This window comes from Streptomyces sp. NPDC091282 (assembly GCF_044757385.1).
Taxonomy (GTDB): Bacteria; Actinomycetota; Actinomycetes; order Streptomycetales; family Streptomycetaceae; genus Streptomyces; species Streptomyces gramineus.
Genome location: NZ_JBIVUX010000003.1, coordinates 222,270 through 242,803, shown reverse-complemented (window position 1 = coordinate 242,803; position 20,534 = coordinate 222,270). Strand labels below are relative to the sequence as shown.

Annotated in this window: 20 protein-coding genes and 3 tRNA genes; 4 read left to right on the top strand and 19 right to left on the bottom strand. The window is 69.8% G+C overall.

From position 1 onward, the window contains the following. Positions 1 to 29: 29 nt before the first annotated feature. The 9 genes from rpoB to ACIQOE_RS14875 form a co-directional block, all read right to left on the bottom strand. On the bottom strand, positions 30 to 3,515 hold the full coding sequence (gene rpoB, locus ACIQOE_RS14915; protein WP_365570568.1) for a DNA-directed RNA polymerase subunit beta: 3,486 nt from the start codon (positions 3,513 to 3,515) through the stop codon (positions 30 to 32). A 559-nt stretch (positions 3,516 to 4,074) separates the two neighbouring features. Then, entirely contained in the window at positions 4,075 to 4,458 is a 384-nt protein-coding gene (rplL, locus tag ACIQOE_RS14910; RefSeq protein ID WP_401412519.1) for a 50S ribosomal protein L7/L12, read from the bottom strand. Positions 4,459 to 4,594: 136 nt separating this feature from the next. Continuing rightward, positions 4,595 to 5,125: a 50S ribosomal protein L10 gene (rplJ, locus tag ACIQOE_RS14905; protein ID WP_351318133.1), complete on the bottom strand. Its 531-nt coding sequence runs from the start codon at positions 5,123 to 5,125 to the stop codon at positions 4,595 to 4,597. Between the two features lie 285 nt (positions 5,126 to 5,410). After that, complete coding sequence (locus tag ACIQOE_RS14900; RefSeq protein WP_365554876.1) at positions 5,411 to 6,277, bottom strand: LppX_LprAFG lipoprotein; 867 nt, start codon at positions 6,275 to 6,277, stop codon at positions 5,411 to 5,413. A 177-nt stretch (positions 6,278 to 6,454) separates the two neighbouring features. Further along, entirely contained in the window at positions 6,455 to 7,180 is a 726-nt protein-coding gene (gene rplA / locus ACIQOE_RS14895) for a 50S ribosomal protein L1 (protein ID WP_351318129.1), read from the bottom strand. Positions 7,181 to 7,262: 82 nt separating this feature from the next. Beyond that, positions 7,263 to 7,697, bottom strand: a complete 435-nt coding sequence (gene rplK, locus ACIQOE_RS14890) for a 50S ribosomal protein L11 (RefSeq protein WP_005481290.1) — start codon at positions 7,695 to 7,697, stop codon at positions 7,263 to 7,265. Between the two features lie 156 nt (positions 7,698 to 7,853). Beyond that, entirely contained in the window at positions 7,854 to 8,765 is a 912-nt protein-coding gene (gene nusG, locus ACIQOE_RS14885; RefSeq protein ID WP_365554879.1) for a transcription termination/antitermination protein NusG, read from the bottom strand. A gap of 80 nt (positions 8,766 to 8,845) precedes the next feature. Next, entirely contained in the window at positions 8,846 to 9,130 is a 285-nt protein-coding gene (gene secE, locus ACIQOE_RS14880) for a preprotein translocase subunit SecE (RefSeq protein WP_351318125.1), read from the bottom strand. A 108-nt stretch (positions 9,131 to 9,238) separates the two neighbouring features. Then, a tRNA-Trp gene (locus ACIQOE_RS14875) sits at positions 9,239 to 9,311 on the bottom strand. A 262-nt stretch (positions 9,312 to 9,573) separates the two neighbouring features. On the opposite strand from ACIQOE_RS14875, the gene ACIQOE_RS14870 reads away from it, so the two are divergent. Then, positions 9,574 to 10,800: a pyridoxal phosphate-dependent aminotransferase gene (locus ACIQOE_RS14870; RefSeq protein WP_401411824.1), complete on the top strand. Its 1,227-nt coding sequence runs from the start codon at positions 9,574 to 9,576 to the stop codon at positions 10,798 to 10,800. 142 nt (positions 10,801 to 10,942) lie between these two features. Next, on the top strand, positions 10,943 to 11,983 hold the full coding sequence (locus ACIQOE_RS14865) for an adenosine deaminase (protein ID WP_351318121.1): 1,041 nt from the start codon (positions 10,943 to 10,945) through the stop codon (positions 11,981 to 11,983). Here the strand turns inward: ACIQOE_RS14865 and ACIQOE_RS14860 are convergent. From ACIQOE_RS14860 to ACIQOE_RS14820, 9 genes are all read right to left on the bottom strand, one after another. Continuing rightward, positions 11,964 to 12,149: a hypothetical protein gene (locus ACIQOE_RS14860; protein WP_401412558.1), complete on the bottom strand. Its 186-nt coding sequence runs from the start codon at positions 12,147 to 12,149 to the stop codon at positions 11,964 to 11,966. The two genes, ACIQOE_RS14865 and ACIQOE_RS14860, sit on opposite strands and share 20 nt — an antisense overlap. Before the next feature lie 107 nt (positions 12,150 to 12,256). Beyond that, positions 12,257 to 13,312: a UDP-N-acetylmuramate dehydrogenase gene (locus ACIQOE_RS14855; protein WP_401411822.1), complete on the bottom strand. Its 1,056-nt coding sequence runs from the start codon at positions 13,310 to 13,312 to the stop codon at positions 12,257 to 12,259. A 114-nt stretch (positions 13,313 to 13,426) separates the two neighbouring features. Further along, positions 13,427 to 14,875 carry a DHA2 family efflux MFS transporter permease subunit gene (locus tag ACIQOE_RS14850; protein WP_365554885.1) on the bottom strand — a complete coding sequence of 483 codons (1,449 nt, stop codon included), beginning with the start codon at positions 14,873 to 14,875 and terminating at the stop codon, positions 13,427 to 13,429. A gap of 121 nt (positions 14,876 to 14,996) precedes the next feature. Beyond that, the gene (locus ACIQOE_RS14845; protein WP_365554887.1) at positions 14,997 to 15,620 is read right to left on the bottom strand and encodes a helix-turn-helix domain-containing protein; all 624 of its coding nucleotides are present in this window, start codon (positions 15,618 to 15,620) and stop codon (positions 14,997 to 14,999) included. Positions 15,621 to 15,978: 358 nt separating this feature from the next. Beyond that, the gene (locus tag ACIQOE_RS14840; RefSeq protein WP_351937526.1) at positions 15,979 to 16,407 is read right to left on the bottom strand and encodes a MaoC family dehydratase; all 429 of its coding nucleotides are present in this window, start codon (positions 16,405 to 16,407) and stop codon (positions 15,979 to 15,981) included. A gap of 7 nt (positions 16,408 to 16,414) precedes the next feature. Next, positions 16,415 to 16,879, bottom strand: a complete 465-nt coding sequence (locus ACIQOE_RS14835; protein WP_365570556.1) for a MaoC family dehydratase N-terminal domain-containing protein — start codon at positions 16,877 to 16,879, stop codon at positions 16,415 to 16,417. A 117-nt stretch (positions 16,880 to 16,996) separates the two neighbouring features. Next, positions 16,997 to 17,161, bottom strand: coding sequence for a 50S ribosomal protein L33 (gene rpmG / locus ACIQOE_RS14830; protein ID WP_003948671.1), 165 nt, complete (start codon positions 17,159 to 17,161; stop codon positions 16,997 to 16,999). 89 nt (positions 17,162 to 17,250) lie between these two features. Then, positions 17,251 to 17,323: transfer RNA gene (locus tag ACIQOE_RS14825), tRNA-Met, on the bottom strand. Positions 17,324 to 17,367: 44 nt separating this feature from the next. Continuing rightward, a tRNA-Thr gene (locus ACIQOE_RS14820) sits at positions 17,368 to 17,440 on the bottom strand. A 268-nt stretch (positions 17,441 to 17,708) separates the two neighbouring features. Here ACIQOE_RS14820 and ACIQOE_RS14815 point away from each other — a divergent pair. After that, a complete protein-coding gene (locus ACIQOE_RS14815; RefSeq protein ID WP_363014831.1) occupies positions 17,709 to 18,977 on the top strand; it encodes an amidohydrolase family protein in 1,269 nt (422 codons plus the stop codon). 296 nt (positions 18,978 to 19,273) lie between these two features. Next, positions 19,274 to 19,930, top strand: a complete 657-nt coding sequence (locus ACIQOE_RS14810) for an SDR family oxidoreductase (RefSeq protein WP_351937524.1) — start codon at positions 19,274 to 19,276, stop codon at positions 19,928 to 19,930. Positions 19,931 to 19,984: 54 nt separating this feature from the next. Here ACIQOE_RS14810 and ACIQOE_RS14805 read toward each other — a convergent pair whose 3' ends face one another. After that, entirely contained in the window at positions 19,985 to 20,197 is a 213-nt protein-coding gene (locus ACIQOE_RS14805) for a hypothetical protein (protein ID WP_401411817.1), read from the bottom strand. Positions 20,198 to 20,534 lie beyond the last annotated feature (337 nt).

The window sequence follows — 20,534 nt, the reverse complement described above, 5'->3', positions numbered from 1 at the left end:
ACGGCGGTGAGACCCCTACCGGACTCCCGTCAGACCTCTTCGACGCTGCTCGGCTCGCGCCGGGACAGGTCGATGCCGAGCTCCTCCGCAGCGCGGAAGACGTCCTCGTCGGTGTCACGCATCTCGATGGACATACCGTCGCTGGACAGCACCTCCACGTTCAGGCAGAGCGACTGCATCTCCTTGATGAGGACCTTGAAGGACTCGGGGATGCCGGGCTCGGGGATGTTCTCGCCCTTGACGATGGCCTCGTAGACCTTCACGCGGCCGGTGACGTCGTCGGACTTGATGGTCAGCAGCTCCTGGAGGGCGTACGCGGCGCCGTAAGCCTCCAGCGCCCACACCTCCATCTCGCCGAACCGCTGGCCACCGAACTGGGCCTTACCACCCAGCGGCTGCTGGGTGATCATCGAGTAGGGGCCGGTCGAACGGGCGTGCAGCTTGTCGTCGACCAGGTGGTGCAGCTTGAGGATGTACATGTAGCCGACCGAGATCGGGTCCGGGAACGGCTCACCGCTGCGGCCGTCGAACAGCCGCGCCTTGCCGGACGGGAGGACCAGGCGGTCGCCGTCGCGGTTCGGGATGGTGTGCTGCAGCAGACCCGCCAGCTCGTCCTCGCGGGCACCGTCGAACACCGGGGTGGCGACGTTGGTGCGCGGGTCGACCTGGTCGGCGCCGATGACCTGGAGACGCTGGGCCCACTCGTCGGCGAGGCCGGAGACGTCCCAGCCGCGGCTGGCGAGCCAGCCGAGGTGGATCTCCAGGACCTGTCCCGGGTTCATTCGGGACGGGACACCCAGCGGGTTGAGGATGATGTCGACCGGGGTGCCGTCCTCCAGGAACGGCATGTCCTCGATCGGCAGGATCTTGGAGATGACACCCTTGTTGCCGTGGCGGCCGGCGAGCTTGTCACCGTCAGTGATCTTGCGCTTCTGGGCGACGTAGACGCGGACCAGCTGGTTCACGCCCGGGGGAAGCTCGTCGCCCTCCTCGCGGTCGAAGACGCGGACGCCGATGACCTTGCCGATCTCGCCGTGCGGGACCTTCAGCGAGGTGTCACGGACCTCACGGGCCTTCTCACCGAAGATGGCGCGCAGCAGGCGCTCCTCCGGCGTCAGCTCGGTCTCGCCCTTGGGCGTGACCTTGCCGACGAGGATGTCGCCGGCGACGACCTCGGCACCGATCCGGATGATGCCGCGCTCGTCGAGGTCGGCGAGGACCTCCTCGGAGACGTTCGGGATGTCCCGGGTGATCTCCTCGGGGCCGAGCTTGGTGTCACGGGCGTCGACCTCGTGCTCCTCGATGTGGATCGAGGAGAGGACGTCGTCCTGCACGAGGCGCTGCGACAGGATGATCGCGTCCTCGTAGTTGTGACCCTCCCACGGCATGAACGCCACGAGCAGGTTCTTGCCGAGGGCCATCTCGCCGTTCTCGGTGGCCGGACCGTCGGCCAGGACCTGGCCCGTGATGATCCGGTCGCCCTCGTTGACGATGACCTTCTGGTTGACCGAGGTGCCCTGGTTGGACCGGGAGAACTTGGCCAGGCGGTACGTGATGTACGTGCCGTCGTCGTTGGCGGTGGTGATGTAGTCCGCGGAGACCTCCTGGACCACACCGTCCTTCTCGGCCTTGACCACGTCGCCGGCGTCGACGGCGGAGCGGTACTCCATGCCGGTGCCGACGAGCGGGGCCTCGCTCTTGATGAGCGGCACGGCCTGGCGCATCATGTTCGCGCCCATGAGGGCACGGTTGGCGTCGTCGTGCTCCAGGAACGGGATCATGGCGGTCGCGACCGACACCATCTGGCGCGGCGAGACGTCCATGTAGTCCACGTCTTCACCGGCGACGTAGTCGACCTCGCCGCCGCGGCGGCGGACCAGGACGCGGTTCTCGGCGAAGCGCATGTCGTCGTTGAGGCCGGCGTTGGCCTGCGCGATGACGAATCGGTCCTCTTCGTCGGCGGTCAGGTAGTCCACCTCGTCGGTGACCTGGCCGTCGACGACCTTGCGGTACGGGGTCTCGACGAAACCGAACGCGTTGACCCGGCCGTAGGAGGCGAGCGAGCCGATCAGACCGATGTTCGGGCCTTCGGGCGTCTCGATCGGGCACATGCGGCCGTAGTGCGACGGGTGCACGTCACGGACCTCGAAGCCGGCCCGCTCACGGGAGAGACCACCCGGGCCAAGGGCCGACAGGCGGCGCTTGTGGGTGAGACCCGACAGCGGGTTGTTCTGGTCCATGAACTGGGACAGCTGGCTGGTGCCGAAGAACTCCTTGATGGAGGCGACGACCGGCCGGATGTTGATCAGGGTCTGCGGCGTGATCGCCTCGACGTCCTGGGTGGTCATGCGCTCGCGCACGACGCGCTCCATACGCGCCAGACCCGTGCGGACCTGGTTCTGGATCAGCTCGCCGACGCTGCGCAGGCGGCGGTTGCCGAAGTGGTCGATGTCGTCGGTCTCGACGACGATCGAGCCACCGCTGTCGCCGACCGTCTCGGTCTCACCGGCGTGCAGCTTCACCAGGTACTTGATCGTCGAGATGATGTCCTCGACGGTCAGGATGCCGGCGTCGAGCGGAGCGTCCGCGCCGAGCTTCTTGTTGACCTTGTAGCGGCCGACCTTGGCGAGGTCGTAGCGCTTCGGGTTGAAGTACAGGTTCTCGAGCAGGGTCTGCGCCGCCTCCCGCGTCGGGGGCTCGCCCGGACGCAGCTTGCGGTAGATGTCGAGCAGCGCGTCGTCCTGGCCCTGGGTGTGGTCCTTCTCCAGGGTGGCGCGCATGGACTCGTACTCGCCGAACTCCTCGAGGATCTGCTCGGTGGTCCAGCCGAGCGCCTTGAGCAGGACGGTGACCGACTGCTTGCGCTTGCGGTCGATGCGGACACCGACCATGTCGCGCTTGTCGATCTCCATCTCCAGCCAGGCACCGCGGGAGGGGATGATCTTGGCGGAGAAGATGTCCTTGTCGGACGTCTTGTCGATCGAGGAGTCGAAGTAGACACCCGGCGACCGGACGAGCTGCGACACCACGACACGCTCGGTGCCGTTGATGACGAAGGTGCCCTTGTTCGTCATGAGCGGGAAGTCGCCCATGAAGACCGTCTGGGACTTGATCTCACCGGTCTCGTTGTTGGTGAACTCCGCCGTGACGAAGAGCGGGGCGGCGTACGTGAAGTCGCGCTCCTTGCACTCGTCGATGCTGTTCTTCGGCGGCTCGAAACGGTGGTCGCGGAACGTCAGCGACATCGACCCGGAGAAGTCCTCGATCGGGGAGATCTCCTCGAAGATCTCCTCCAGACCGGACTTGGTGGGGACGTCCTGACCGGACTCCAGAGCCTCCTCGACCCGACTCTGCCAGGCGGTGTTGCCGAGCAGCCAGTCGAAGCTCTCGGTCTGCAGCGCGAGCAGGTTGGGAACCTCAAGAGGCTCCTTGATCTTTGCAAAGGAGATGCGCAGCGGGGCAGTGCTGGCGCCGTTGTTCATATTCGCGTTCGAGGCAGTGCGCGAGGCGGCCAAGAGGGGGTCCTTCCGAGGGCTCGGACTCACTACGCGCTCCCCGGTCCCTTCCCGGCCGCAGAGACGGAAACCCCAGTTCAGAAGAGGTTCGGTCGTCGGCATTCGGGTGAGGGCAGACCCCTGGTGACGGGCAGGGGACAGCTAACAGGCAGCGCAAAGGGTCAGTGTAGCCACTTGGCACACTGATGTCCAGTCTCCATTTTCTGAGACCCTCGTCATCGTCAACGCCTGCGTCACATGCCTGCCTTCAAACGCACGTTGATCCTGCCCTCTTCGTCGCCGATCCATGCCTCGGATTCGGACCGTTCTGGCGACGCGTCCTGAGAATTGCGCGCTGCGTGCGGTTCGTCAAGGCCCCCCTGCGCAAACCCGGTGCGCCAGGGACACGACGAAGATCACCATACCCCCCGCCGGAGCGGGTGCAAGGCAACCGTGGTCGGCCTTCCGGGAACGCCGAAGAGCGACCACCCGGATGGATGATCGCTCTTCGGTGCTTGAGCGTTACAGCCCTCTGTACGACGGCTGCGGCCCGTGCGGGTCCCTGCGGACCCGCGGGGTGTTACTTGACCTCGACGGAGGCGCCGGCGCCCTTGAGGGACTCGGCGGCCTTCTCGGCGGCGTCCTTGGCGACCTTCTCGAGGACGGGCTTCGGGGCGCCGTCCACGAGGTCCTTGGCCTCCTTCAGGCCGAGGGAGGTCAGCTCACGCACGACCTTGATGACCTGGATCTTCTTGTCGCCGGCGCCCGTGAGGATGACGTCGAACTCGTCCTTCTCCTCGACGGCCTCGGCCGGGACGGCCGGACCGGCGGTGCCCGCGACGGCCACGGCGGCGGCGGCGGTGACGTCGAACTTCTCCTCGAACGCCTTCACGAACTCGGAGAGCTGGATGAGGGTCATGCCCTCGAACTCGGCGAGCAGTTCGTCCTGGGTGAGAGCCACGATGGCTTTCCTTCCACTAATTTCGGCAGGTGCCGGATGTACATGTCTGGCGGGCGTACGTTCGGCCCGCTACGACCTCTGCCTCAGGCGCGTCGCCATGGACGGCGAGCCTCAGGCGGCGGTCATTTCGGGAGCCGAATTACTCGGCACCGCCCTGCTCGTCCTGCTTGGCACGGAGCGCGTCCACGGTGCGGACGAGCTTCGAGGGAAGCGCCTGGAAGAGCTGCGCAGTCTGCGTCTGCTTGCCCTTCATGGCGCCCGCCAGCTTGGCGAGCAGAACCTCGCGGGACTCGAGGTCCGCAAGCTTCTTGATCTCGTCGGCGGACAGCGCCTTGCCGTCAAGGACACCGCCCTTGATGACGAGGTTCGGGTTGTCCTTGGCGAAGTCACGAAGACCCTTCGCCGACACCACCGGGTCACCGGTGACGAAGGCGACCGCCGTCGGACCGTTGAACAGGTCGTCGAGCGTGGAGATCCCGGCCTCGTTGGCCGCAATCTTGGTCAGCGTGTTCTTCACCACGGCGTACTGGGCGTTCTCACCGAGCGAACGACGCAGCGTCTTGAGCTGCGCCACGGTGAGACCCCGGTACTCGGTCAGCACGGCGGCGGTCGAGCTGCGGAACTGCTCCGTCAGCTCGGCTACCGCGGCAGCCTTGTCGGGCCTTGCCATAGAGCGTCGGCCTCCTTCCGGGTGATGAGGACCGCTCAGAAGGGGCTGGGAAAACGAAACGCCCCGGCGCAGGCGCACGGGGCGTAGCTCGACCGATCACACACACCTGAGTGCGGGTCCCGGGAGCACTTCCACAGTCACCTGCGCGGGTCGTCCGCGGTTCAGCGGATCCTTCGGCCACCGCGCCCTCTCGCGAGCACACGGCAACGACCAGCGGTCTTTGGCTTCTCCAGGAGAGTACGGGACCGGTACGCCGTCAGGCAAATCCGGTCCGAAGGGGCGCTCTCACGAGGTCGGTCCGGTGCCGTCCTGCTCCTTCAGCAGCGTCCGGAAGTCCTCGGTGTCGGCGGCCGGGGGCTGCTCGGCGCTGACCCGCACCCCGTAGTCGCGGTAGTAGGCGGTCTGGGTCATCGCGCCGTTCGCCGTGGCGGCCTTCTCGACCTTCTTGACCAGCAGGTCCTGGTCGTCGACCCAGATGTCGACGGTCTCCGTGCCGACGCCGGCCCCGGTGAGCTGGTCGCGCAGCTCGCTGCCCGCGTCCAGGTCCGAGGCGCTGACCGTGCCCGTGTAGTGGGTGGTGCGGCGGCCGGAGACCTGCTCCCGGCCCGCCACGCGCACGTCCCCGGCGGCCAGCAGCAGCCGTACCGGCCGGTTGGGGGTGGTGTTGCGCATCAGGTCGGTGATCATGGCGCCCGAGCCGCCGCCGAGGGTGGCGAGGTAGGCGTAGGGGTACTTGATCCAGTGCTTGCCGCCCAGCCGGCGGGCGAAGGCGGGGCCGACCTTGGCGTAGTAGGCGTCCTGGAGGTAGCGGGTCTCCAGGGACGTGGAGTCGAGGCGGCGCATCAGGTCGGCGGTGCTGCCGCCGGTGTAGGTGATGGTGAGGGTGCCGGTGAGGCCGTCCGTCCAGCCGAGGGCGCCCTCGGCCCTGGTGGACATCAGGGAGCCCAGCGCGGTGGTGGAGCGGACCCGCACCGAGCGGGCCCGCTGCGTGGACCGCTCGGCGGAGCGCAGGGCGGCCAGGGCGCGGGTCCGGTGCGCGGCGGCGGTGTCCTCGGGGTCGGGGCCGGAGGACGCGGTGCAGGCGGCCGCACCGGTCAGCGCGGTCGCCACCGCGATCGCCAGGACCACCCGGCACACCCTCGACCTCGTCATGTCGCCCCACCCCCTGTGTCTCCCGCACCCCCGACGCTAACCCAGCCCGCCGTCAGCCGTCCCCGAAGCCCCGCGAAGCGCCGGGGAAACGGAACGGGCCCCGCAACCCTCGTGGGTTGCGGGGCCCGTCCTGGTGGTGACGCGTCCCTGACGCGGCTGCCGGACCGAGCGCGGGGCTCAGACGGCGGCCGGGTCCTCCTCGACGAGGAGGTTGCGGGTGCGGTTGGAGTCGACCGGAATGCCGGGGCCCATCGTGGTGCTGATGGCGGCCTTCTTGATGTAGCGGCCCTTCGCGGCGGACGGCTTCAGACGGAGGATCTCCTCCAGCGCGGCGCCGTAGTTCTCCACCAGCTTGTCGTCCTCGAAGGACGTCTTGCCGATGATGAAGTGAAGGTTCGAGTGCTTGTCGACGCGGAACTCGATCTTGCCGCCCTTGATCTCGGTCACGGCCTTGGCGGTGTCCGGGGTCACGGTGCCGGTCTTCGGGTTCGGCATCAGACCACGCGGGCCGAGGACGCGGCCCAGGCGGCCGACCTTGCCCATGAGGTCCGGGGTGGCGACGACGGCGTCGAAGTCCAGACGGCCCTTCGCCACCTCGTCGATCAGTTCGTCGGCGCCGACGATGTCGGCGCCCGCGGCACGCGCGGCCTCGGCACGGTCACCGGTCGCGAAGACCAGGACCCGGGCGGTCTTGCCGGTGCCGTGCGGGAGGTTCACGGTGCCACGGACCATCTGGTCGGCCTTGCGCGGGTCGACACCCAGGCGGAAGGCGACCTCGACGGTGCCGTCGAACTTGGTCGTGGAGGTCTCCTTGGCGAGACGGACGGCCTCGAGCGGGGCGTACAGCTTGTCCCGGTCGATCTTCTCGTCCGCAGCGCGAAGGGCCTTGCTGCGCTTGCTCACAACTTGCTCCTGTGGGGTTCTGAAGGAGTCGTGGTGTACGGGCCGAGCAGGCCCTGCCACGGTGGTTCTACGAAGGTGGGGTTCAGCCCTCGACCGTGATGCCCATGGAACGGGCGGTGCCGGCGATGATCTTCGACGCGGCGTCCAGGTCGTTGGCGTTCAGGTCGGGAAGCTTGGTCGTGGCGATCTCACGGACCTGCGCCTCGGTGATCTTGGCGACCTTGGTCTTGTGCGGCTCGCCCGAGCCCTTCTCGACACCGGCGGCCTTGAGGATCATCTTCGCGGCCGGCGGGGTCTTGGTCACGAAGGTGAAGGAGCGGTCCTCGTAGACCGTGATCTCCACCGGGATGACCCAGCCACGCTGCGACTCGGTCGCGGCGTTGTAGGCCTTGCAGAACTCCATGATGTTGACGCCGTGCTGACCCAGCGCCGGACCGACCGGCGGGGCCGGGTTCGCCGCACCGGCGTTGATCTGGAGCTTGATGAGCCCCGTGACCTTCTTCTTCTTGGGAGGCATAGCTCTCCGGGTCCTTTCCATTCGGGTCCTGCCCGCGCCCGGGGACCACCCGGACACAGGCATACCGCACAACGATAACGGGTATAGATGCGCGGCCAAAAACCGAGCAGGTCAGGCGATGCCTGACCTGCTCGGACGTGCGATCTCCAGAAGGGACTAGTTCTTCTGGATCTGGTCGAAGGACAGCTCCACCGGCGTCTCCCGGCCGAAGATCTCCACCAGACCCTTGACCTTCTTGGAGTCGGGGTTGATCTCGTTGATCGTGGCCTGGAGGGTGGCGAAGGGACCGTCGGTGACGGTGACCGAGTCGCCGACCTCGAAGTCCAGCACCTGGACCTCGACCTTGCGCTGCGGCGCCGGCTTGCCCTCGGCCTCGGCGGCCTCGCGGGCGGCCTTCTCCTCGGCCTCCGGGGCGAGCATCTTGACGATCTCGTCCAGGGTCAGCGGGTACGGGTCGTAGGCGTTGCCGACGAAGCCGGTGACACCCGGGGTGTTGCGGACGACGCCCCAGGACTCGTTCGTCAGGTCCATGCGGACGAGCACGTAACCGGGCAGCTTGTTCTGCTTGATCGTCTTGCGGTCGCCGTTCTTGATCTGGACGACCTCTTCCTGCGGCACCTCGGCCTGGAAGATGTAGTCCTCGACGTTCAGCGAGACGGCGCGCTGCTCCAGGTTGGTCTTCACGCGGTTCTCGTAGCCGGCGTAGGTGTGGATGACGTACCACTCGCCGGGCAGGAGACGCAGTTCCTCGCGGAGCGCCTGGACGGGGTCGACGGGCTCGGCGGGCTCTTCCTCGGCGGCCGCCACGGCCTCGTCGTCGTCCTCGTCGGCTTCTTCGGCCTCATGGGCTTCTTCGGCCTCGTCGGCCTCTTCCGACTCCTCCGCGTCGACGTCCTCGTCCTCGACGTGGACCGCGGTCTCCTCGGCCGGCTCCCCCAGTTCGGCCTCTGCAGCCTCGAACTCGTCCTGCTCGTCCGCGCCCTCGACGATGTCGAGCTCGTCGTCGACCGTCTCGGCCGCCTGCCCGCGGGGCTCGGTGGCGTCGTCGTTCAGGTTCGGGTCAGACACGATGGCTGCTTCTTCCTGGATACATAGGGGTGGAACATGCGAAAAGGGGCGCCGGTACCACGGCGCCCTTCGCTCTGTGCTCAGCCGAAGACGTACTTGGCGGCGTGGTTGAGCCCATAGTCAATCACGGTCACCAGAGCGATCATGATGGCGACGAAGAAGATCACCACGGTGGTGTACGACGTCAGCTGGTTGCGAGTCGGCCAGACGACCTTGCGGAGTTCCGCGATGATCTGGCGGTAGAAGGTGGCAAGACGCTTCAGCGGGCCCTTCTTGGCGCGCTTACCGCCCTTGCGGGTCTTCTTGGACTCCGACACCTCGTCCTGAGCATCAGGCGTATCGATGGAGCCCACGGCGTCCGTCATTCATCCTCACCTGATCCCGGGTCGTGGCCGTGCCGCGCCCGGTTCCAGAGCCGCACGGCGGTGCAATGCTTGTACGTACATGGGCACACATCCTGGCGGTGTGTGTAGCAGGGCCGGAGGGACTTGAACCCCCAACCGCCGGTTTTGGAGACCGGTGCTCTACCAATTGAGCTACGACCCTTTGCTGCGTCCCCCAACGTACCGCATCCGACCGAGTGCTCGGAGTGCACCGGTTCGGTCGCGCCTGCTGAAGGCCAACGAGGAGTGAGTGTACGTGGTCGCGGGCGCCGCGTCGAACAGAAAGCGGCAGTCCGGGGCGACCGTACGGAAGATCGTCCTGGCCGGGGCCGGGATCCGGACGCTTGTTCACGGTCCGGCCCGTGGTTGTTCAGTCTGTGAAACCGGCGTGCCAGCCGGGTTTCCGGTCTGAAACGATGGACCCCATGAGCGCTGCAACCCCTCCCACCGAGCGCCGGGTCTCCGCCCGAGTCGGCGCGATCTCCGAGTCCGCCACCCTCGCCGTGGACGCCAAGGCCAAGGCCCTGAAGGCCGCCGGGCGTCCGGTGATCGGCTTCGGCGCCGGTGAGCCCGACTTCCCGACCCCGGACTACATCGTCGACGCCGCGATCGAGGCCTGCAGGAACCCGAAGTACCACCGGTACACGCCGGCCGGCGGTCTGCCCGAGCTGAAGGCCGCGATCGCCGCGAAGACGCTGCGGGACTCCGGCTACGAGGTGGACGCGAGCCAGGTCCTCGTCACCAACGGCGGCAAGCAGGCGATCTACGAGGCCTTCGCCGCGGTCCTGGACCCGGGCGACGAGGTCATCGTCCCCGCCCCCTACTGGACGACGTACCCGGAGTCGATCCGTCTGGCCGGCGGTGTCCCGGTGGACGTCGTCGCCGACGAGACGACCGGCTACCGCGTCTCCGTCGAGCAGCTGGAGGCGGCGCGCACGGAGAAGACGAAGGTCCTGCTCTTCGTCTCCCCGTCCAACCCGACCGGCGCCGTCTACAGCGAGGCCGAGACCGAGGCGATCGGCCGCTGGGCCGCCGAGCACGGCCTGTGGGTGCTGACCGACGAGATCTACGAGCACCTCGTCTACGGCGACGCGAAGTTCACCTCGCTCCCGGCGATCCTGCCCGAGCTGCGCGACAAGTGCATCGTCGTCAACGGCGTCGCCAAGACGTACGCCATGACGGGCTGGCGGGTGGGCTGGCTCATCGGCCCCAAGGACGTCGTCAAGGCCGCGACCAACCTCCAGTCCCACGCCACCTCGAACGTCTCCAACGTGGCGCAGGCCGCCGCCCTGGCCGCCGTCTCCGGCGACCTTAAGGCCGTGGCGACGATGCGCGAGGCCTTCGACCGGCGCCGCAGGACCATCGTGCGGATGCTCAACGAGATCGACGGCGTGGTCTGCCCGGAGCCCGAGGGCGCCTTCTACGCGTACCCGTCGGTCAAGGGGCTGCTCGGCAAGGAGATCCGCGGCCGGCGGCCCGCCTCGTCGGTGGAGCTGGCCGAGCTGATCCTGGAGGAGGCCGAGGTCGCGGTCGTACCCGGCGAGGCCTTCGGCACGCCCGGCTACCTGCGGCTGTCGTACGCGCTCGGTGACGAGGACCTCGCCGAGGGCGTGAGCCGCCTGCAGAAGCTGCTGGCCGAGGCGCAGGACTGACCCGGATCCGTCGTCCTTGTGCGCCGTACGCGCGCGTACGGGCCGTTTCCCCGCGGGGAGGCGGCCCGTTCGTCTGTGCGAGCAAGGCCACTAACGGGGAATCCGCTACCGGTACGGCCGCCGCGTACGGCAGGATCCTGGAATGGAGCACGTACGTGATGTCTCTGAGCTGCCGAAGGCTCATCTGCATCTGCACTTCACCGGTTCGATGCGGCCGGCGACCGTCCTGGAGCTGGCCGACAAGTACGGCGTACGCCTGCCGGAGGCGCTGACCGACGCCCTGACCAGCGGCGAACCACCGAGACTGCGGGCCACCGACGAACGGGGCTGGTTCCGCTTCCAGCGTCTGTACGACGCCGCGCGCTCCTGCCTGAGAGAACCCGAGGACATCCGCCGGCTGGTCCGGGAGGCCGCCGAGGAGGACATCAGGGACGGTTCGGGCTGGCTGGAGATCCAGGTGGACCCGACGTCGTACGCGCCGCGTCTGGGCGGGCTGATCCCGGCGCTGGAGATCATCCTGGACGCGGTGGAGACGACGTCCCGGGAGACGGGGCTCGGGATGCGCGTCCTGGTGGCCGCGAACCGCATGAAGCACCCGCTGGACGCGCGCACGCTCGCGCGGCTGGCCGTGCGGTACGCGGACCGGGGTGTGGTCGGCTTCGGGCTCTCCAACGACGAGCGGCGGGGCATGGCCCGGGACTTCGACCGGGCCTTCCACATCGCGCGCGACGGCGGGCTGCTGGCGGCCCCGCACGGCGGCGAGCTGACCGGCCCTGCGTCGGTGCGGGACTGCCTGGACGATCTGCACGCCTCCCGGATCGGGCACGGTGTGCGGGCCGCGGAGGACCCGAGGCTGCTCAAGCGGCTCGCGGACCGGGGCATCACCTGCGAGGTGTGCCCGGCCTCCAACGTGGCTCTCGGCGTCTACGAGAAGCCCGAGGACGTCCCGCTGCGCACGCTCTTCGAGGCGGGCGTCCCGATGGCGCTGGGCGCCGACGACCCGCTCCTGTTCGGCTCCCGGCTGGCCGCCCAGTACGACATCGCGCGCGTGCACCACGGTTTCACGGACGCCGAACTGGCCGAGCTGGCCCGGCAGTCGGTACGGGGTTCGGCGGCCCCCGAGGACGTGAAGGAACGCCTGCTGACGGGCATCGACGCCTGGCTCACGACACCGGTGTCCTGAACGGGCGGCTGCGGCGGGGTCGGCTGAGTCCGTCGTGGTCGCCCGTGAGGGTGCCGACGGGTGCGGGTTCGCGCGGCGTGGTGTGGCGCAGGGGCTGCCGGGGCTGGACGACGCGGTGTGCGTGCGGGCCGGTGCGAGGCCGGAACTCGCGCAGCCTCAGCCGCATGGGGCGCTCCTCATGGCGCCAGGGTCGCGGACGGCGGTCCCTTACGGCAACGGAATTCCGCCTCCCCGGGCGTGGTCCCGTCCGGGGAGGCACCGGAGCGACGGCGGCTACAGGCTCACGCCCACGGTCACCGGCTCGTTGACGAGGGTCACCCCGAAAGCCCTGTGGACACCGGCGACGACCTCCCGCGCGAGCGCCAGCAGGTCCTCGGTGGTGGCCCCGCCCCGGTTGGTCAGCGCCAGCGTGTGCTTGGTGGAGATCCGGGCGGGCCCGCTGCCGTACCCCTTGCCGAACCCGGCCTTGTCGATCAGCCAGGCCGCCGAGGTCTTGGTACGGCCCTCCCCCGCCGGGTAGGCGGGCGGCTCGGCCCCGTCGCCGAGCCGCTCGCGCACGCGCGCGTGGAAGTCGGCGAACTGCTCGTCCGTGAGGATCGGGTTGGTGAAGAAGGATCCCGCCGACCAGGTGTCGTGGTCCTCGGGGTCGAGCACCATGCCCTTCCCGGCGCGCAGGGCGAGCACGGCCTCGCGGGCCCGGGCCAGCGGTGCCCGGTCGCCCTGTGCCACTCCGAGCGCCCGTGCGGCCTCGGCGTACCGCACCGGCGCCGACAGCCCGCCGGCGTCCTCCAGCCCGAAGCGCACGCGCAGCACGACGTACCGCTCGGGGTCGGCCTTGAACCGGCTGTGCCGGTAGGAGAACGCGCACTCCTCGTTGGTCAGCGTCACCGTCTCGCCGGCCCGCCGGTCGTAGGCGACGACCTCGGTGATGGTCGAGGAGACCTCCTGGCCGTAGGCCCCGACGTTCTGGATGGGGGTGGCGCCCGCGGAGCCCGGGATCCCGGCGAGGCACTCGACGCCCGCGAGGCCCGCCTCGACGGTGCGGGCGACCGCGTCGGTCCACACCTCGCCGGCCGCCAGCTCCAGCGACGTGCCGCGGGCCTCGAAGCCGGTGGTGGCGATGCGCAGCGCGGTGCCGTCGAAGCCCTTGTCGCCGATGACGAGGTTCGAGCCGCCGCCGATGACGAGCAGCGGGGTGCCGGTGTCGTCGGCCTCACGGACGGCGGCGATCACATCGGCGTCGGTGACCGCGGTGACCAGCCGGGCGGCGGGGCCGCCGAGCCGGAAGGTGGTGAGGGGGGCGAGGGGGGCGTCGTGGAGTTCCTGCACGCGCCCAAGACTACGAGACGTCACCGGCGCCCCCTCCGTGCTCTCCCCGTGACGGGCCGCACGCGCGCGTGAAGCCCCGTCCGCGGGGAACGGGGCTTCACGCGCGCGTGGCCGTCAGCTGCCGACGGTCTCCAGGGCCGGGGCGGGCTCCGTGCCGGTCACCGTCCGGGCGGCGCGGCGCCGGCCGGGGATGAGGAGGGCGGCGATCCCGGCGACGGCGACCACGGCCGAGCCGGTGACCAGGGCGGGCCGCAGTCCGTCCACGAAGCTCTGGGCGCTCTCGTAGCCGCCCTGGGCGGCGAAGATGGAGGACATGACGGCGATGCCGAGCGCACCGCCGACTTCGCGGAGCGCGTTGTTGGCGCCGGACGCGATGCCCTGTTCCTCCGGCCGCACGGCGGACATCACGAGGTTGGCGGCGGGCGCGAAGTACAGCGCCATGCCGATCCCGCTGATGATCAGCGCGGGCAGCTGGACGCCGTAGGAGGCGTGGGCGGTGGCCACGGAGGCCATGTAGCCGAGCCCGACGGCCTGCAGGAAGAGGCCGGCGGCGGCGACCGGGCGGCCGCCTATCCGGTCGGAGAGGATGCCTGCGATCGGTGCGACGAGCATCGGCATGCCGGTCCAGGGCAGCATCCTGAGGCCCGCCTCGGTGGGCGAGTATCCGAGGACGCCCTGCATGTACTGGCTGAGCAGGAAGATCGAGCCGAACATGCCGAGGAACATCAGCAGGCTGGCCGCGTTGATCCCGGAGAAGGCGCGGGAGCGGAAGAGCCGCATCGGGAGCATGGGGTTCTTGGCGCGGCTGCCGTGGATGACGAAGCCGACGAGCAGCGCGCCGCCCGCGAACAGGCCGGTGAGTACGAGGGAGCTGGTCCAGCCGTCGGCGGGGCCGCGCACCAGGCCGTAGACGATGCCGAAGAGTCCGCCGCTGGCGAGCAGGGTGCCGGGGAAGTCGAGCGGGGCGCCGGTGCCGTGGGACTCGGCGAGCCGGAGCCGGGCGAGCGGCAGCAGGGCGAGGCCGAGCGGGACGTTCAGCCAGAAGATCCAGTGCCAGGACACGTGTTCGGTGAGGCTGCCGCCGATGAGCGGTCCCGAGGCGACCGCAAGTCCGTTGACGGCGCCCCAGATGCCGTACGCCATTCCGCGCCTGGCCTCCGGCACGGCGGCCGTCAGCAGGGTCAGCGTCAGCGGCATCATCACGGCCGCGCCGACGCCCTGCACCGCGCGGGCCGCGATCAGGGAGTCGATGCCGGGTGCCATGGCCGCGGCGGCGGAGGCGCCGGTGAACACGACGAGTCCGGCGAGGAAGAGCCGGCGGCGTCCGAAGCGGTCACCGAGGGCCGCACCGAACATCAGCAGGACGGCGAAGGTGAGCGTGTAGGCGCTCACGGTCCATTCGAGGTCGTCGAGCGCACCGCCGAGGTCCTTGCGGATGGAGGGCAGTGCGGTGGTGACGACGAGGTTGTCGAGGGCCGCCATGAATCCGGCGACGCTGGTGATGACGAGCGCCCATACGGCGCCCCCCTGACGGGCGTTCTGCTGTGCGGTCTCTTGTGACATCGCTCCCCCAGAGCGTGCTTCCGTGAAGGTGAAGGTGAAGATGAAGGTGGAGGTGGTTAGTTATTGATCACTAAATTTTGAACGCAGGGTACGGCCCGAGCCGGAGCGGCGGCCCGCCCCCTCAGCCGTCGTGGCCGGCGTCACCGTCACCGGCGTCGGCATCGCCGCCGGTGACGCAGTCGCGCAGCCGCTCCGTGATCGAGATCTTCTCGTACATCCCTTGCCAGACCCGGTGCTCGGGCGGAAAGCCCATGGCCGCGTAGGTGTTGATGAGCATCCCCTTGGCCAGGAAGGTCGTGGTGCGGTCGACGTCGGCACCCGTGAGCAGGTGGACGGTGTCCCACAGGCGCCCCCAGCCGGTCCGCACCAGGTCGCCGAACTCGTGCTCGCCCTCCGCGTCCGCGGCCGCGACCGTGATGTACGTCTGCATCTGCATCTGGAGCCACTCCGGGCGCTCCTGGATCAGCCGCACGTACGCGTCGCCCATGGCATGCATGGCCTCTTCGCCCCGCACCCCCTGGGCCGCCCCCTCGAACAGCTCGCACATCTCGTCGATGCAGCGCTGCGAGGCGGCGGCGAACATCGCCTTCTTGCCCGGGAAGAGCCGGAAGAGGTACGGCTGCGACACACCGACCCGCCTGGCGATCGCCTCGGTGGAGGTGCCGTAGTAGCCCCTCTGCGAGAACTCGGTGATCGCCGCGCGGACGACACTCTCGCGCCGTTCCTCAGCACTCATCCTGACCATGCGAGAAAGTTAGTACTCAATCACTAACCAAGTCAAGGGGGGCCGGAAGCGCGGAACCCGGTGCCCTGCTCGGCCGTTCGGCGGGTAGGGGGGCGCCTGCACGTAAGGGGCGCCTCGCAACGGAGAACGCCCCTTACTCACCGGTCGGGATCCGTGCCGCTGCCCCTGCCCCTGGCGCCGGCCGGGGATGCCCCAGGCCCCCCAGGCCGGGCCCGGCCATGGAGACCCGTGAGGCTCTCGGACCGGTGAGGCCCGCCCGGCCCAGGTCAGTCACGCCCGGCCCGGCGGGTCATGCCCGGCCCAGGTCCGGCCCGCCCGGCCGGGTCAGTCACGCCCACCCCCGCGGGTCACACCCGGCTCAGGCCAGTCGCACGACCGCCCGTGACATGCCCAGCACCTTCTGGCCCGCGCTCGTCGCCGTCAGGTCGACGCGCACGGTGTTGTCGTCGAGCTTGGCCGCGACCTTGCCGCTGACCTCGATCAGGGCGCCCTGGTCGTCGTTCGGGACGACCACGGGCCGGGTGAAGCGGACGCCGTACTCGGTGACCGCGCCCGGGTCGCCGGTCCAGTCGGTGACCACGCGGATCGCCTCGGCCATGGTGAACATGCCGTGCGCGATGACGTCCGGCAGGCCCACCTCCTTGGCGAACTTCTCGTTCCAGTGGATGGGGTTGAAGTCCCCGGAGGCGCCCGCGTACCGCACCAGTGTGGCGCGGGTCACGGGAAAGGTCTGGGCGGGCAGCTCGGTGCCGACCTCGACGTCCTCGTACGCGATCTTCGACGTCATCGGATCCTCACGCCTCGCCTTCTGCCGCGTCGGCGGCGCGGGCCACCAGCTTGGTGACGGCGCTCACCACGAGTTCGCCCGTCTCGTCGTGGACGTCGCCACGGATGTCGAGGATGTCGTTGCCCGCGAGGGACTTGATGGCCTCGATGGTGGAGACGACGGTCAGCCGGTCGCCGGCCCGCACCGGACGGCGGTAGGTGAACTTCTGGTCGCCGTGCACCACCCGGCTGTAGTCCAGGCCCAGCTGCGGGTCCTCGACGACCTGTCCGGCGGCCCGGAAGGTGATCGAGAAGACGAAGGTCGGCGGAGCGATCACGTCGGAGTGGCCGAGCGCCTTGGCGGCCTCCGGGTCCGTGTACACGGGGTTGGTGTCGCCGACCGCCTCGGCGAACTCACGGATCTTCTCCCGGCCCACCTCATAGGGCTCGGTGGGTGGGTAGGTCCGTCCCACGAAGGACTGGTCGAGCGCCATTGGCCCGGCACCTCCTGATGTCTGCTGTGATGTCCCACAAACTAGCGGGAAAGCCGGTCGTGGAAACGCCGTGAGGCCGCCCCCGAGTCGGGGACGGCCTCACGAACGAGCCTGAAATTATCGCGTTTCGCGGTGCGCGGTGTGCGCGTTGCAACGCGGGCAGTGCTTCTTCATCTCAAGACGGTCCGGGTTGTTACGCCGGTTCTTCTTGGTGATGTAGTTCCGCTCCTTGCACTCCACGCAGGCCAGCGTGATCTTCGGGCGGACGTCGGTGGCAGCCACGTGAGTGCTCCTAAGACGAACGGATGGACTGATTCAACGCAAAAAGAGTAGCCGATCGAAGGACCGACCCCGCAATCGGCTACTGTCAGTAGCGGTGACCGGACTTGAACCGGTGACACAGCGATTATGAGCCGCTTGCTCTACCGACTGAGCTACACCGCTTTGATGAGATCAGTCCCGCCTTGCGACGGGACCTCTCACACCAGAGCCCCAAAACGGAATCGAACCGTTGACCTTCTCCTTACCATGGAGACGCTCTGCCGACTGAGCTATTGGGGCGAGCGATGAAGACATTACACGCTCGGCAGCCGTTCACCCAAATCCGTTTCCCGCCGCTCCGCCGGGCCCGTTCCACCCGGCCCACAGCAGCCTCCGGAGCCGCTTCCGGCGCTCGTCACGCGCGCGCGTGGAACCGTTCCCGACGGGTCCGACGAGGCCGGTACGACTATTGCGCTCCTCCCCGCCGCGCACGGTTCGCCACCCTAGGCTCGACTCACTCTGCGTGATCTTGAGTCCCCCCGGCCCGGACCGACCTCCCTGGAGCGCGATGCCAGACAGCCAGCCGCAGCCGCCCTCGTCGTCGTCCAACTCCCCGGGCTCCTCGGGCCAGTCCGAGCCGACCGGACTCCTGCTGTCCGGGGCACGGCTCACCGACGGCCGCACCGTGGACGTACGGCTGGGCGGCGGGCGCATCGAGGCGGTCGGTACGGCCGGCAGCCTGGCACCGGGTCCGGCCCGCACGGGCGGCGCGCGCGTGGACCTCAGCGGCTACCTCCTGCTGCCCGCTCCGGCCGAGCCGCACGCCCACGGCGACACCGCGCTCTCCGCCGACCACGACGGCCCCGTCCCCTACGACTCCGACGACGTCCAGCGCCGCGCCACCGAGGCCGCCCTGCTGCAACTCGGCCACGGTGCCACGGCGGTACGCGCGCACGTGCGCGTGGGCGACGTCCAGGGGCTTGCCGCCCTCGCCGCCGTTCTGCAGGCACGCCGTTCGCTGCGCGGGCTCGCCGAGCTGACGGCGGTCGCGATGCCGCGCGTGCTGACCGGAGTGGCCGGCGCCGAGGGGCTGGCGCTGCTGCGGGACGCCGCGAAGATGGGCGCGTCGGTACTGGGCGGCTGTCCGGACCTGGACCCGGATCCCACGGGCTACGCGGAGGCCGTCCTGGAGGTGGCCTCCGAGCACGGCTGCCCGGTCGACCTGCACACCGACGCCGTCGATCCGGCCCGGTTGGCGAGGCTCGCGGCGATCTCCGGCGGCATGCGCCCCGGCGTGACGCTCGGCCCGTGCGCCGGGCTCGCGCGCCTGCCCGCGGAGGCGGTCACCCGGGTCGCCGACCAGCTGGCCGCGGCCGGTGTCACGGTGGTGTGCCTGCCCCAGGGCGGCTGCGGCTCCGTCGACCGCCGCGGCACGGCTCCGGTACGGCTGCTGCGCGCGGCCGGGGTGCGGGTGGCCGCGGGCAGCGGCGCCCTGCGCGACCTGTCGAACCCCGTGGGCCGTGGCGATCCGCTGGAGGCCGCCTACTTGCTGGCCTCCCGGCACGGCCTGCGTCCCGAGGACGCCTACGACGCCGTGAGCACGTCGGCCCGCGCCGCCCTGGGCCTTCCCGAGGTCCGCGTCGAGGCCGGCTTCCCCGCCGAACTCCTCGCCGTACGCGGCGACCACCTGGCCGGCGCCCTCTCACTCGCGTACAGCCGGATCGTGGTGCACCGGGGGCGCGTGGTGGCACGCACGAGCGCGGTCCGCGAGTACTGCAACTCGGCGGCCACGTCGGAACTGGGGCTGCCACGGCAGGGGCGGGGCGAGGTGTCGTGAGGGGCGCGGTGTCCTGACGTGAGGGCTGCGGGGTGCCGGCACGAGGGGTGCGGAGTCCTGACGTGAGGGCTGCGGGGTGCCTGCGTGAGGGGTGCGGTGCCGTGGGAGGGCGCGGCGCCTTGGTGGCGCGGTACGGGCGGGCGCGTCCGTGAGGTGACTCGAACCCGGCGGGGCGCTCACGGTGCTTCCTGGACGCATCCGAGGCGGTTCCGGGGCAGTTCACGGGGTTGGCGCGGGCGCGCGGGGCGCGTGAAGTCGTGCGGCGGATGCGGGGCTTCGGGCGTACGGTCGGAGACATGCGCATTGTCATCGCTGGTGGTCATGGTCAGATCGCGCTGCGGTTGGAGCGGCTGCTCTCCGCGCGCGGGGACGAGGTCGCGGGGATCATCCGCAACGCCGAGCAGAGCGACGATCTGCGGGCGGCCGGTGCCGAACCGGTGCTGCTCGACCTGGAGTCGGCGTCGGTCGAGGAGGTCGCGGCGCAGTTGCGGGGTGCCGACGCGGCGGTGTTCGCGGCGGGCGCGGGACCGGGCAGCGGCACGGCCCGCAAGGAGACGGTGGACAAGGACGCGGCGGTGCTGTTCGTGGACGCGGCGGTACGCGCGGGCGTACGCCGTCTCGTGATCGTGTCGGCGATCCGCGCGGACCCGGCACACCCCGGTGACGACGTCTTCGACGTCTACCTGCGGGCCAAGGGCGAGGCCGACGCCTACGTCGCCCGGCAGACCGCCCTGGACTGGACGATCCTGCGCCCCGGCCAGCTGACGGACGAGCCGGGCACGGGCCTGGTCCGGCTGGAGGCCCACACCGGACGCGGGCCGGTCACCCGTGACGATGTGGCCGCCGTGCTCGCGGAGTTGGTGGACACCTCGGCGACGGCCGGTCTGACCCTGGAACTGATCGGCGGCTCGACGCCGGTCACGGTCGCCGTGAAGTCGGTGGCCGGGAACTGAGCGCACCGCCCGGCCGTTGCGCATCGTGACGGTGCCGACGGCCGGGCCCGGTCCTCAGAACAGCGGCAGCTGCCCCGGAAAGTCCGGCACGGCATACCCGTCCAAGGACGACTGGGCCGCGCCGAGTTCGGCCTGCCGCCGGGATCCGGAGCAGGAGACGAGGTCGCCGGTGTCCCGCGCCCCGGGCGGGTCGTGCCGCGCGAAGCGGCCCGCGACGACGGCGATTTCGCGGCGGCACACCGGACAGGTTCTGCGTCGGGAGGACATGATCCCAGTGTGCCCCGGCGCACGCCGCGCATATCGGGCCACAGGGGTCCCGGGCGGCCGGTCCGAGGATCCGCAGGCCCCTCGCACCGGCACGAGTGCGGGCCGCCCCGCCGGACCCCGGGAGCGACGCCTCACCCCTGTGGGCCACGTCACGCCGCCCACTCCTGGCACGCCCGCGACGCAACAAAAAAGACCCCCTCTGCACTGTGTTTCCACAGTGCAGAGGGGGTCTTCCCCAAAGTGGCGGCGCCAGGATTCGAACCTGGGAAGGTAAAACCGGCAGATTTACAGCGGGCCGCTTCCGAGCTGCCTCACCTGGCAAGAAGGGCAACGGAGC

Coding starts and splice junctions, on each gene's coding strand:
- rplJ (WP_351318133.1), bottom strand. CDS start 5,125: ATGGCAAGGCCCGACAAGGCTGCCGCGGTAGCCGAGCTGACGGAGCAG.
- ACIQOE_RS14900 (WP_365554876.1), bottom strand. CDS start 6,277: ATGACGAGGTCGAGGGTGTGCCGGGTGGTCCTGGCGATCGCGGTGGCG.
- rplK (WP_005481290.1), bottom strand. CDS start 7,697: ATGCCTCCCAAGAAGAAGAAGGTCACGGGGCTCATCAAGCTCCAGATC.
- secE (WP_351318125.1), bottom strand. CDS start 9,130: ATGACGGACGCCGTGGGCTCCATCGATACGCCTGATGCTCAGGACGAG.
- ACIQOE_RS14870 (WP_401411824.1), top strand. CDS start 9,574: ATGAGCGCTGCAACCCCTCCCACCGAGCGCCGGGTCTCCGCCCGAGTC.
- ACIQOE_RS14865 (WP_351318121.1), top strand. CDS start 10,943: ATGGAGCACGTACGTGATGTCTCTGAGCTGCCGAAGGCTCATCTGCAT.
- ACIQOE_RS14860 (WP_401412558.1), bottom strand. CDS start 12,149: ATGCGGCTGAGGCTGCGCGAGTTCCGGCCTCGCACCGGCCCGCACGCA.
- ACIQOE_RS14850 (WP_365554885.1), bottom strand. CDS start 14,875: ATGTCACAAGAGACCGCACAGCAGAACGCCCGTCAGGGGGGCGCCGTA.
- ACIQOE_RS14845 (WP_365554887.1), bottom strand. CDS start 15,620: ATGGTCAGGATGAGTGCTGAGGAACGGCGCGAGAGTGTCGTCCGCGCG.
- ACIQOE_RS14840 (WP_351937526.1), bottom strand. CDS start 16,407: ATGACGTCGAAGATCGCGTACGAGGACGTCGAGGTCGGCACCGAGCTG.
- ACIQOE_RS14835 (WP_365570556.1), bottom strand. CDS start 16,879: ATGGCGCTCGACCAGTCCTTCGTGGGACGGACCTACCCACCCACCGAG.
- ACIQOE_RS14815 (WP_363014831.1), top strand. CDS start 17,709: ATGCCAGACAGCCAGCCGCAGCCGCCCTCGTCGTCGTCCAACTCCCCG.
- ACIQOE_RS14810 (WP_351937524.1), top strand. CDS start 19,274: ATGCGCATTGTCATCGCTGGTGGTCATGGTCAGATCGCGCTGCGGTTG.
- ACIQOE_RS14805 (WP_401411817.1), bottom strand. CDS start 20,197: ATGTCCTCCCGACGCAGAACCTGTCCGGTGTGCCGCCGCGAAATCGCC.